Source organism: Flavobacterium frigoritolerans, assembly GCF_025847275.1.
GTDB lineage: Bacteria > Bacteroidota > Bacteroidia > Flavobacteriales > Flavobacteriaceae > Flavobacterium > Flavobacterium frigoritolerans.
Window position 1 is genome coordinate 1 of the sequence record NZ_JAOZEV010000036.1, and the last position, 11,236, is coordinate 11,236.

At 32.2% G+C, this 11,236-nt stretch carries 12 protein-coding genes; 3 read left to right on the forward strand and 9 right to left on the reverse strand.

The window, feature by feature from the left end; all coding sequences use genetic code 11:
* Positions 1-176 precede the first annotated feature (176 nt).
* The gene (locus OIU80_RS20440) at positions 177-605 is read left to right on the forward strand and encodes an SRPBCC family protein (protein WP_264288819.1); all 429 of its coding nucleotides are present in this window, start codon (positions 177-179) and stop codon (positions 603-605) included.
* Between the two features lie 10 nt (positions 606-615).
* On the opposite strand, the gene OIU80_RS20445 is transcribed toward OIU80_RS20440, so the two are convergent.
* From OIU80_RS20445 to metG, 9 genes are all read right to left on the reverse strand, one after another.
* Positions 616-1,122: a hypothetical protein gene (locus OIU80_RS20445; protein WP_264288820.1), complete on the reverse strand. Its 507-nt coding sequence runs from the start codon at positions 1,120-1,122 to the stop codon at positions 616-618.
* 102 nt (positions 1,123-1,224) lie between these two features.
* Positions 1,225-1,416: a hypothetical protein gene (locus OIU80_RS20450; RefSeq protein WP_264288821.1), complete on the reverse strand. Its 192-nt coding sequence runs from the start codon at positions 1,414-1,416 to the stop codon at positions 1,225-1,227.
* 65 nt (positions 1,417-1,481) lie between these two features.
* Positions 1,482-2,000 (reverse strand): ferritin, encoded by a 519-nt coding sequence (locus OIU80_RS20455; RefSeq protein ID WP_264288822.1) that lies wholly within the window; start codon positions 1,998-2,000, stop codon positions 1,482-1,484.
* A 92-nt stretch (positions 2,001-2,092) separates the two neighbouring features.
* The gene (locus OIU80_RS20460; RefSeq protein ID WP_264288823.1) at positions 2,093-3,532 is read right to left on the reverse strand and encodes a hypothetical protein; all 1,440 of its coding nucleotides are present in this window, start codon (positions 3,530-3,532) and stop codon (positions 2,093-2,095) included.
* A gap of 194 nt (positions 3,533-3,726) precedes the next feature.
* On the reverse strand, positions 3,727-4,356 hold the full coding sequence (locus tag OIU80_RS20465) for a chloramphenicol acetyltransferase (RefSeq protein WP_264288824.1): 630 nt from the start codon (positions 4,354-4,356) through the stop codon (positions 3,727-3,729).
* On the reverse strand, positions 4,357-5,064 hold the full coding sequence (locus OIU80_RS20470; protein ID WP_264288825.1) for an HAD family hydrolase: 708 nt from the start codon (positions 5,062-5,064) through the stop codon (positions 4,357-4,359).
* A gap of 86 nt (positions 5,065-5,150) precedes the next feature.
* Complete coding sequence (locus OIU80_RS20475; RefSeq protein WP_264288826.1) at positions 5,151-6,035, reverse strand: DMT family transporter; 885 nt, start codon at positions 6,033-6,035, stop codon at positions 5,151-5,153.
* Positions 6,036-6,209: 174 nt separating this feature from the next.
* Positions 6,210-6,485, reverse strand: coding sequence for a hypothetical protein (locus OIU80_RS20480; RefSeq protein WP_264288827.1), 276 nt, complete (start codon positions 6,483-6,485; stop codon positions 6,210-6,212).
* Positions 6,486-6,714: 229 nt separating this feature from the next.
* On the reverse strand, positions 6,715-8,772 hold the full coding sequence (gene metG / locus OIU80_RS20485; protein WP_264288828.1) for a methionine--tRNA ligase: 2,058 nt from the start codon (positions 8,770-8,772) through the stop codon (positions 6,715-6,717).
* A gap of 504 nt (positions 8,773-9,276) precedes the next feature.
* On the opposite strand from metG, the gene OIU80_RS20490 reads away from it, so the two are divergent.
* Together OIU80_RS20490 and OIU80_RS20495 are read left to right on the forward strand one after the other, a co-directional pair.
* Positions 9,277-10,407 carry a DinB family protein gene (locus OIU80_RS20490; protein WP_264288829.1) on the forward strand — a complete coding sequence of 377 codons (1,131 nt, stop codon included), beginning with the start codon at positions 9,277-9,279 and terminating at the stop codon, positions 10,405-10,407.
* A 194-nt stretch (positions 10,408-10,601) separates the two neighbouring features.
* On the forward strand, positions 10,602-10,829 hold the full coding sequence (locus tag OIU80_RS20495; protein WP_195738374.1) for a CDGSH iron-sulfur domain-containing protein: 228 nt from the start codon (positions 10,602-10,604) through the stop codon (positions 10,827-10,829).
* Positions 10,830-11,236: the final 407 nt, after the last annotated feature.

Below are 11,236 nucleotides of genomic sequence, written 5' to 3' on the forward strand. Positions count from 1 at the left end.
ACACAAATATCTAGATTTTAATATTTACCCACAACAATATGTATTGATCCGCAATTATTTCTACAACTGTTGTTATTTAACAAGCTTTAATTGAATATTTTTTTTCAAAATGCTGTTTGTTAGACTGATTAAAAACTTTTTAACTTTGTATTTGAAAAATATAATCAGTCAAGAAAATGGAAAAAATCGAACACATTAATTATATTAAATCACCTATTGCTGATGTTTACAAAGCATTAGCAACACAAGCTGGCCTTGGTGCTGTTTGGACAGAAGAGTTGATTGTTAAATCAGAATTGGGCTTTATCAATGAGTTTAACTTCGGAGATAATGATAACACAAAAATGAAAGTGGTAGAATTGGTTCAAAACCAAAGAGTATTATGGGAATGCGTGGATTCTGACCCGGAGTGGGTAGGCACTAAAATTTCATTTGATTTGACAGAGAAGAACGGAGTAACATCAGTTGTCTTAAAGCATTTTGATTGGCGTGAGTTGACTGAATTTTACCGATGGTGCAATTATAATTGGGCTATGTTTTTGTTAAGTCTAAAAAGTTATTGCGAAGAAGGTGAAGGCACACCTTATCAAAAACGAAAGTTTTAGGATTCAGATATTAGAAACTTTTATTTTTAGCGTTTTTAATATCTGTATATGTAGCTAATATTTCAGAATAACTCCAATAAAAAGCTGTATTGATGTTGTATTTTGTGTCGTCTTCATCTAGAAATTCTAAATAATAGATATATGGTCTCCTGTTTGTTTGTTCTTTTAAGCTAATATCGATATTCTTAATCGTTAGTGTTTTCTCCCAGGGTGTATTATATCTTAAGCCTTTAAGAATTATGGTTTTGTTGTTTATTAGAATTTCATTTATAAAAATAATTGCTTTTTGATACTTTTTTATGATAGCATATAATGAAAGTAAAAGGCAACAACATCCTATAAGAAATACAACATAGATTGAGGTCATCGCCTTGCCATGATTTATGCCTATTTCGTAGCTACTGAAAGCTATAAGTATTCCGGCAAGACATAACAAGCCCAAATAAATTAAGATTATAAAAATATCTAATCGATCTATAAACGGTATATATGTCGTCTTGGATTTTATATTATTCATGTTTTATTAGTTAGTGATATTTATACGCAAAATTAATAGCGCTAGGTTTGTCATAAAAAAAATGCTCTCGATTAGGAGAGCATTTTATATATATAAATGTTGTTAAGCAACTTTTTTGATTAAATCAAACATAGGGCAACGACTACAACGCTTGTTTTCGCTCTTTTTGTATTTTTCACAACAAGAGGATTTACAATTTTCTGCACGTTTAAGTTTTTCAAGGATTTCTTTTTTCTTTTTCTTCTTCTTTTTATCCTTTTTCTTGTCCTTGTCTTTTACTTTATCTTTTCCCAATTTGTATTGAATTATAAAACTGGGACAAATATAAGTTATTTTTATATATTCTAAATAAACTTTAACTATTTAGGATTAATTGCTATAGAACTAGTTACTGTTAATTGTTGAATGTCTCTATCAAATAAGTATAAACCACCCTTGTCATCCCCAATTAAACTAATTTTATCTAGGATAGATTTAGCAGTAGCTTCCTCTTCAATTTGCTCAGCAACATACCATTGTAAGAAGTTATGAGTAGCATAATCTCTTTCAGAGAAAGTAATATGGACTAATTCGTTAATAGATTCAGAAACGAATAGTTCATGCTTGTATAGTTCTTCAAACATTTCTTTAAAAGTAGCGTAGCTCGTTTTTGGAGCTTTAAGGTCGGTAATTGTTGTTGCACCTCCACGTTCGTTAACATAACGAACTAGTTTTAACATATGTGCACGTTCCTCGTCAGATTGAGTGTACATAAATTCAGCAATACCTTCTAGACCATGAGCTTCAGCCCAGCAAGCCATTGATAAATAAGTTTGAGAAGATTCTGCTTCTATTCGAATTTGCTTGTTTAGCGCTGTTTCTATATTTTTTGATAACATAATCGTGAGTTTTTTGTAAAGTTAGAAAAAATAATCTAAACCCTTTTTTGAAACTCAAAAACAGGTGACATTTGGATTAATTCTCAATAAATTTAAGGTTTATCAACAGGGAAAGATTTCGAAAAAACAGCTTTGTTAATGATAGGATTTAGTGATTCTTCTGGGGGAAATCCGTCAGTAAATTTTCGCATGATATACTGTTTTGTAGCGTTGTCATAATAACCTAAAATATAGAAATTTTTAAATTTTAAGATATTAGGTAATGTTACTTTTCTGTTCTGATCTAAAAAATAGTTAATATTATCAAGGGCAAATGGTTGTTGCTCGAATTTGGTAAATTCATTATCCTGGTTCAATGTACTTTCAAAAAAAACAGTTTCAGAAGAGGTTTGAGTATAATCCGATGTAAATAATTCATCATTAATGGTATAATATACTTTTTCAATTCTTGGAATTCCTCCCAAAGTAACCAAAGTGTTTTGACTATTTTTGAAAACAGAGATACCTGCATCTAAATAAGAAAGGCGTTGTAAAAACTTGCTTGTATTTTTTAATTCCTTTGTCTTTTGATTCTCTCCTTGAATAAGTAAGGGAGAGCTTTTAAAACGAATTGTATCATTTTTCATGGCTTTATAGCTTTTTAGCGTTTCACCAGAATTGTAATCTTTTATATCAAATAAAAGCTCATTTTGAGTTGCATTAATTTGGTAAATTTTGTCGTTATATAAAAATGAGTTGCTTAATTTTCTCGGGTTATTTATAACAGATTGAGTGAAATTTTTCTCGCTAAGGTCATTAGTCTCAAGATTAATATCAAAGACCTGTGTTTTATTAGGGTTATGATCTAATGTTAAAAAAATATGATTATTAAGCATATAAATTTTGCTCTTTTTTGTGCTTTTGAATAAAGGATTGTACTCCTCTACCTCTATTTTTTCAATAGGATTTTCTATAATAACCTGATTAAAGGTTAAAGGTTGTGTTTTTCTGTTTTGGAAAGTATAGGCAGAAAAATCAAATGCTTTTTCCTCTACAATGCCATTTTTAAAAACATAAACAATTAATTCTGGTTGCGATATGTGTCTGGTAACAATGTAGAATAAATTATTCTTCTGAAATGTTGTTATTACAAACTGGCTCGAGATGGGAGAATTATAACGGAGCATTTTATAGGTTTTGCCCTCTAAATAATATTTAACAACCAAAATACTTTTATAATCGTCAGTAGCCCAATATAAAGTAGGGTTCCCATCTTCGCTAAAACTGTAACCTATTATGGAGTGATCCTCTAAGTTGGTACGAGGAACCGTAAATTCATTTTTTAAGAATAAAGCACTATTGTATTTTAAGATAGTGATGTTTTCTGTGTTTGTTGCAAAAACAAAAACATCATGTGTTATTGTGTTTTCAACATTTAGAATCATATTAGACTCATCGAATTTTTTAAAATCTAAAGGGTATGAATTCAATACCGTTTGACTTAATAGCACTGATTTATTGAATATAAGAAAGAAGAGTAACAGCTTTTTCATGTGTTTTTATCGATAATAGTCATCCCAAATTTATCTTTTTATTTTATTAATAAAAAATAAAGAGCTGCCAATGTGATGGCTGTAGGATTTGGATTAAAGATATAAAAAAAGCCTTAAAGAATAATTTCTTTAAGGACTTGATTTTTATAATGATCAAAGCTTTAAATACAATATATTAAAGTTAAAATATGATTTTAGCTATTCATTAATTCTTGAAAATAATCGACAAATTGACCTACATGCATAGCATCCATTAAACCGTGATGTACATGAACAGACATTGACATGCTGCGTTTTCCGGTTTCAGAAACCATCATTTTACCAAAAGAAACTTTCGGGCAGCTATCAGGAAAACTATAACTTCTGGCATGAGAAAGAGAAGTGAAATTTATCCAGGGAATTGCCGAAAAATGAATGACATTATCTTCATCAAAAGTTCGGGTAAAAAGGCCAGTTGTGTTTTGAATACGTTCGATTTCAGTTAATGCAATCTGTTCGAATATTTTAAAATCCGAATTGTATTCGATTAAAGAAAAACCAAAAGTACCATCTTCGCGACCAATTGTTGCCGAACCACCAATAGAATCATGTATTTGTATTTGATCGTCGGCGATTCGATATCTAAAAGGTTCAATAGTATTTATTGCGACTAATGTTTTATGTAGATAATAAATAAAAAATGAAGAATTTAATTTCTTGGCATTTGCATAAGCATTTGTACAATCAACATTAACAGTTACACCAAAAAAAGGTTCATCCATTTGCTTGAAAAACAGAAAGTGTTCCTTTCTGTTCCAATTTTCCAAATCCAAAAAAGTTTTCATTTATATTAATTTGTTTACGACTTCGGTTATTTTTTCAAAAGCGAAGAAGTTTTCGTGTTCTACTTTGTGATTAATTTTTTCATGTTCCCAAGTGGTATGAAACGGAATATGAACTGCATATCCTCCGATTCCTAAAACAGGTAAGATATCTGATTTCAAAGAATTTCCAATCATCAGGAATTCATCGGCATTGATATCCAAACGCTTTAATAGCTTTTCATAATCAATTTCCTGTTTGTCCGACATTACTTCGATATGGTGAAAATAATGTCCCAAGCCAGAACGATGTAATTTACTATGTTGGTCTTTTAAGTCGCCTTTTGTGGCAACAACCAATTTGTATTTACCATGAAGCGCTTGCAGGGTTTCTTCAACACCATCAAGTAAATCGATTGGTTTTTCGAGTAATTCTTTTCCGTATTCAATGATTTTTCCAATAACTTCTATAGAAATCGTATTATTCGAAATTTGTATAGCAGCTTCAATCATCGAAAGAATATATCCTTTAATACCGTAACCATATAAAGATAGATTCTGAATTTCGGTTTTAAATAATTCTTGTGATAATCCTTGATGCGAAATATAATCTTCCATCAAGACACAAAATTTTTGTTCCGTTTCTTGAAAATAAGGTTCGTTTACAAATAAAGTATCATCGGCATCAAATGCGATTACTTTTAGTTTTGATATTTTGTCTTTATGTAACATTTAATTTTTTGTTTAAAGTTTGAAGTTTTTTGCCACGAAATGATTGAAAAATAATCTGCTCAATCTGCGTGCAAAACTTAACAATGTTATTTAGAGAATATACGTTTCAACGAAATAGTTTTATCGTAAAAAGTAATTCTGATTCCGCATAGCAAAATGATTCCGCCGAAAATCATTTGTAAAGTTATTTTTTCTTCTATAAATAACCAAGCCAGTATTGAAGTTAGTACTGCCTGACTTAATAAACTTAAAGAAACTCTTGTGGCTCGCATATTTTGTGTGGCATAACTTAAGCAAAGCCAAGCACACAATTGACATATTACAGCCTGAAGCACCAATACAAACCAACCAGTATTAGAGAATCCTGTGAAAGGCTCATTCAGAAAATAACAAATAATTCCTAAGTAGATACTCGAAGCCAATAAGCTTATGGTCATAAAGGACAAAACATCAACCTCAGAAAGAACATTTTTGCTAACCAATAAATAAATAGAATATAAGATACCAGATAAAACAGCAAGAAGAAAAGCATTATCAAAACTTAGATTAATAAAAAAGCTAAACCCAACTAATGTAATCATTCCAAACAAGGCTACAGCTGTTCCGATCCAAAAATTGGTCGCGGGTTTTGTTTTTAAAAAGAAATAAGAACCAATACCAACCCAAAGCGGAGAAAGATTAGTTAATAAAGAAGCCTGAGTAGCGCTTGAATCCTGAATGGCAATATTCCAAACGGCAACATCCGATGCAAATAAAACACCACAAAGCGCTGCGAGAATTAAAAATTTAGTCTTCGGAAGTTTAAAGCTTTTTGTGATAAGTACATAAGGCAGAAGCAGACTTATGGCAAAAGCCATTCTATAGAAAGCTGAAATTAACCCTGGAGTTAAACGCAGTTTTACTAATATTGGAAAAATCGATATGCAGAGTATTCCACAGATTAAAGCTAATCTAGGTTTTGTAATTTTCATTTTAATGTTTTTTGAGCTTATCCAATAAGTTGATTAAACTTTTAATTTTGCTTTTATGATACTATAATTTTATCAGGCAAAATTCGACAATTTAAAATTATTTTCGATGTTAAAAATCAATAATACAAAGCGCATGAATCAATAAAGAGGTTCATGCGTTTTGCATTACTGAACTTAAGTACTTATAACCGTATTACAGGCTTCTTGAATCTGTTTATCCGAAAAAGATTCAAGCGATTTTGCTAGCATTCGACTGGTTTTTATACAACCCATCATTTTAGTTCTTAGGTCGATGTTGTCACCAATTTCAGTTTCAAGAATACTCTCAAAAATCTCGGTTAAATATTCAGGTTGCTCTCTAAAATCCCCTTCAAGGCAAAGGGCGGAAAGGAACCTTGCCACGGATGGCATTACATCATGATGTGATGTGTTTTGATTTTCTTTTTGCATAATCGAAAATATTAAACGCACGAAACCCTCGCTTTAGATGTGCAAAAATACCCAGAAGGATAGATTTCCCGTGTTTCCGTAGGGACATCATGGCGAGGGTTCGCTTATGTTAACTTTAGTAAAGTTTCAGAATTATTTCTGAGGTATTTTTGCAAAGCAAACGTACACATTATAAGTCAATGAAACAATAAAAAAGTAAGAAATATCTTTGTTTTATGTTTGTGAAACCTTAGTTTACAGTTTCTCCGTTTGGAGCATCAGCATCAGGATTAATAAAAACCAGCTTTCCTTCAGCGTTTGTAGTCATCAAAATCATTCCTTGACTTTCAACACCACGTAAGGCTCTAGGAGCTAAGTTTGCTAAAACCGAAACACGTTTGCCAATAATTTCTTCAGGCGTAAAGCTTTCTGCGATTCCCGAAACAATCGTACGAACGTCAATTCCAGTATCTACCTTAAGAACTAAAAGTTTATTTGCTTTAGGCATTTTCTCAGCTTCAAGAATAGTTCCAACACGAATGTCCATTTTGGCAAAATCTTCAAACTGAATTAAGTCTTTTTGTGGTTCAGGTTGTTTGCTTTCGGCAAGATTAGCAGTTTTTGTAGCTTCCAATTTATCTATTTGTTTTTGTATTTCTTCGTCTTCAATTTTAGCAAAAAGTAATTCAGCTTCACCAATTTGGTGACCAGCAGGAATTAATTCTGAAATTTCAGAAACGTCATTCCATTTCAGTTTGCCATCATTTTTTAATATTCTTGATAATTTAGCAGCAGTAAAAGGTAAGAATGGTTCAGACAAAATGCTCAATGCAGCAGCAATTTGTAAAGCCACATACATTTGAGTTTTTACACGCTCAGGATTATCTTTCATCACTTTCCAAGGCTCTTCATCAGCAAGATATTTATTTCCTAAACGAGCAACATTCATTAATTCACCCAAAGCTTCACGAAATCTGTAACGTTCTACAGAACTAGAAATAACAGCAGGATATGCTTTTAATTCAGTTAAAGTAGCTTCGTCAATCTCGGTTAATTCATTAGGAGAAGGAATAAAACCATCGTAATATTTATTGGTCAAAACCACAACACGATTAATAAAGTTACCAAAAACGGCAACCAATTCGTTGTTGTTTCTAGCCTGAAAATCTTTCCAGGTAAAATCATTATCTTTAGTTTCAGGAGCATTTGCTGTAAGTGCATAACGCAAAACATCTTGTTTCTCAGGAAAATCTTCTAAATATTCGTGCAACCAAACTGCCCAATTTTTAGAAGTCGAAAGTTTATTACCTTCTAAATTCAAAAACTCATTAGCAGGAACATTATCAGGTAAAATATAACTACCTTCAGCTTTAAGCATTGCAGGGAAAATGATACAGTGAAAAACAATATTGTCTTTCCCAATAAAATGTACCAGTTTAGTGTCTTCGTCCTTCCAGTATGGTTCCCAATCTTTACCCTCACGAGCAGCCCATTCCTTAGTCGAAGAGATGTAACCAATAGGAGCATCAAACCAAACATATAATTTTTTTCCTTCAGCACCTTCCACCGGAACATCAATTCCCCAATCAAGGTCACGCGTTACAGCACGAGGTTCTAAACCACCATCAACCCATGATTTTACTTGACCATAAACATTAGGTTTCCAGTCGTTTTTATGTCCAACCAAAATCCATTCAGTCAAGAAATCAGTATATCTATCAAGAGGTAAGAACCAGTGTTTAGTCGATTTTAATATTGGAGTTTCGCCAGTAATAGTCGATTTAGGATTAATCAAATCAGTCGCATTAAGCGTCGATCCACATTTTTCGCACTGATCACCGTAAGCTTCTTCGTTACCACATTTCGGGCAAGTACCTACCACAAAACGATCTGCAAGAAACTGATTTGCTTTAGCATCATATAATTGTTCCGTTACTTCCTCGATAAAATCTCCCTTATCGTATAATTTTCTAAAAAATTCCGAAGCTGTATCATGATGAATTTTAGCCGAAGTTCTAGAGTAATTATTAAAAGAAATTCCGAAATCGATAAAAGATTTACGGATGATTCCATCATACTTATCAATAATTTCTTGAGGAGTAACTCCTTCTTTTTTAGCCTTCATCGAGATTGCCACACCATGTTCGTCACTTCCACATATAAATGCCACATCTTTTCCTTGCATACGCAAGTAGCGAGAATAAATGTCTGCAGGCACGTAAACGCCCGCAAGATGGCCAATATGAATAGGTCCGTTAGTATAAGGTAAAGCAGCAGTAATGGTATATCTCTTAGGATTTTGTAACATAAAATTGATTTTTATTTTTCAGATAAAGCAGCAGAAGAGCTGACTTTATACATTTTAATATGATAAATTCTGTGCAAAAATAAGCAATAGAATTGAGAGTTTTACTGTTTTTATTAGGAGCAATTTCCAGCTATCCACTTTATCTTTACTTGCCTAAAGAAGGCAAGTAAAGGATGCCGTTTCTATCTGGGCTAAAACGCACTATATTTAACAATGATAGAATCGATAATTTAGCTTATTTAGGCTAGGCAAAGTAGCGCTTAATTTCTACAAAGAGTCTCTGCAACGATGTTACTTAAGTAAAATAAAATCTATAAGAATGTTTTCTTGTATAGTAGTAAATGCAATGCAGCGTGAAATAGAAAAAGTAACGGAAGTACTTAGTAAATAGGACTATTATGTTTTTATTAAAGTGTTCAAAATAGTCTGAAAAAATATAAATAGGATTTATTTAGACTCAAAAAAATAGTATTACATTTACCTTTTAGTAATAAAAAACAGACAATGAAAAAAACAGCATTAGTACTATTATTTTTAAGTCAGATATTGACTTACGCTCAAACACAAAAGGCTATTTCTAGAGATTGGGCTTCTTTTAGTCAAACTCTGGATATACAAACAGCGACTAAGAAAAAATTTAAAGTTATTGCTTCGGTAAAAGTAGAAACAGATGAGCCATCGGCCTGGGCAGGTGTATGGGCTAGAACGGATACTAAAAACGAAGAAGATGGTTTTTTTGATAATATGAGAGATAGGCCTGTTAAGGATAAGGAATGGAAATCATATACAGTAGAAGGTACAATAGACTCGAATACAAAATCATTGAGCTTCGGAGGATTGTGTTTGTATAACGGAAAGTTTTATTTTGATAAGTTTGAATTGTTTTTAGAAAATGAAAAGGGCGTATTAGAACCAGTTAAGTTATTAAATTCAAGTTTTGAAACAGTCATAAAAAACGATGAAATTCCGAAATGGAATTCAGGTATACGTAAAGGGGAGGTGATAAAAGTCAAAGAATATAAAATCACATCAACCAAAGAAAGTACAGATGGTAATTATGGGGTATTGCTAGAAGGGAGTGGTATAAAACCAAGACTAGAAGCAAAAATTGGTAACGTCGAAGGAGCATCTCCGCAAATTGGCGCTATGATTTCGATGTTAGAAGATCTTAAAAGACGTGTTGAAAATACAGTAAAAAATATGAGCCAATATGAAATAGACTATTTGCACGATGCAGAAGCAAATAGAATAGGTTCATTAATTATGCACTTAGCAGCAGCAGAAGCGTATTACCAAGTTTTCACTTTTGAAAACAGAGGATTTAACGAAGAAGAAAAGAAAAAATGGAATGCAGCATTAAATTTAGATCAAGGAGGACGAGATGAATTTAAAGGACATGAAGTGCAATATTATTTAGATATATATAATGAAGTAAGAGCAAAAACCATAGCAGAGCTGAAGAAACGTGATGATACTTGGTTTGCCGAGGTGCAAAAGGAATACGATTGGACAAACCAATATTGTTGGTTTCATGTTATGGAACATCAATCAAGTCATTTAGGACAGATTCTATTTTTAAAGAAACGAATCCCACCACAAAAGCAATTGAACTTAGAGCAAAAGATAAAAAATTAAAACACTAAGATTGATCAAAAGCTTTTGCGAATCTTTGTGTGGCTTTTGCGCAACTCTGTGTAATAGCTTAGCACAATAACCTCATAAAGTAGAATTAGTTTAAACAGAGTCTTTGATTCATAAAAACACCAAGTCAATGCTAACTGTTCGAAAAATATTTTGCAATCTTTGAGCAAAAAAAAGAAAAGAACATTATGAGTAAGACTAAACTAATAATTAATAAAAACGGATCTATAAAGATAGAGGGTGATTTCGAAATAATGGATTCAGAAGGAACAGTATACGGATTGCAGGGAAGAGCAGCATTAGGGCTTTGTCGTTGTGGACTATCTGCAAACAAACCTTTTTGCGACGGTTCGCACCGTAACAACTTCGAACACGATTCAAAAGCATTCGATTTGCCACCAATGAAAACGAATTAAGAACTCGGTACTAATAAAAAGACAAGAAGCCTTCTCAATTTATGAGAAGGCTTCTTCTTTTATGTACCTATATATAAGGAGAGTTTTTCTCCTTATATATAGGAGTAATATTCGACTATACTATATAGGAATAGTTTTTTTAGGAGCTATTACCTGCTATTCGCTTCAATCTTGTCCTTTTTAAAGGAAAAAGGGCAAGGATTTCCGCTGCTATCAGGGCTAGGGAGTTTGAAATCTGTTCCATTAGCTAAATCTGCGAGAAACAAAAAGCGCGAAATCCAGAGAAAACAAGGGTAGAGGATGTTTCGCTACAGAAATTACCTATAAAATACAAAAACAAACAAGTTGTAAATGCACTGTTATCAATCTATTAAGAAAAGAATAAAAAATAAACACAAAAATGCACG

What these genes read in the sequence shown, in the direction of transcription:
- OIU80_RS20440 (WP_264288819.1), top strand. Translation starts at nt 177, where the DNA reads ATGGAAAAAATCGAACACATTAATTATATTAAATCACCTATTGCTGAT.
- OIU80_RS20445 (WP_264288820.1), bottom strand. Translation starts at nt 1,122, where the DNA reads ATGAATAATATAAAATCCAAGACGACATATATACCGTTTATAGATCGA.
- OIU80_RS20455 (WP_264288822.1), bottom strand. Translation starts at nt 2,000, where the DNA reads ATGTTATCAAAAAATATAGAAACAGCGCTAAACAAGCAAATTCGAATA.
- OIU80_RS20460 (WP_264288823.1), bottom strand. Translation starts at nt 3,532, where the DNA reads ATGAAAAAGCTGTTACTCTTCTTTCTTATATTCAATAAATCAGTGCTA.
- OIU80_RS20465 (WP_264288824.1), bottom strand. Translation starts at nt 4,356, where the DNA reads ATGAAAACTTTTTTGGATTTGGAAAATTGGAACAGAAAGGAACACTTT.
- OIU80_RS20470 (WP_264288825.1), bottom strand. Translation starts at nt 5,064, where the DNA reads ATGTTACATAAAGACAAAATATCAAAACTAAAAGTAATCGCATTTGAT.
- OIU80_RS20475 (WP_264288826.1), bottom strand. Translation starts at nt 6,035, where the DNA reads ATGAAAATTACAAAACCTAGATTAGCTTTAATCTGTGGAATACTCTGC.
- OIU80_RS20480 (WP_264288827.1), bottom strand. Translation starts at nt 6,485, where the DNA reads ATGCAAAAAGAAAATCAAAACACATCACATCATGATGTAATGCCATCC.
- metG (WP_264288828.1), bottom strand. Translation starts at nt 8,772, where the DNA reads ATGTTACAAAATCCTAAGAGATATACCATTACTGCTGCTTTACCTTAT.
- OIU80_RS20490 (WP_264288829.1), top strand. Translation starts at nt 9,277, where the DNA reads ATGAAAAAAACAGCATTAGTACTATTATTTTTAAGTCAGATATTGACT.
- OIU80_RS20495 (WP_195738374.1), top strand. Translation starts at nt 10,602, where the DNA reads ATGAGTAAGACTAAACTAATAATTAATAAAAACGGATCTATAAAGATA.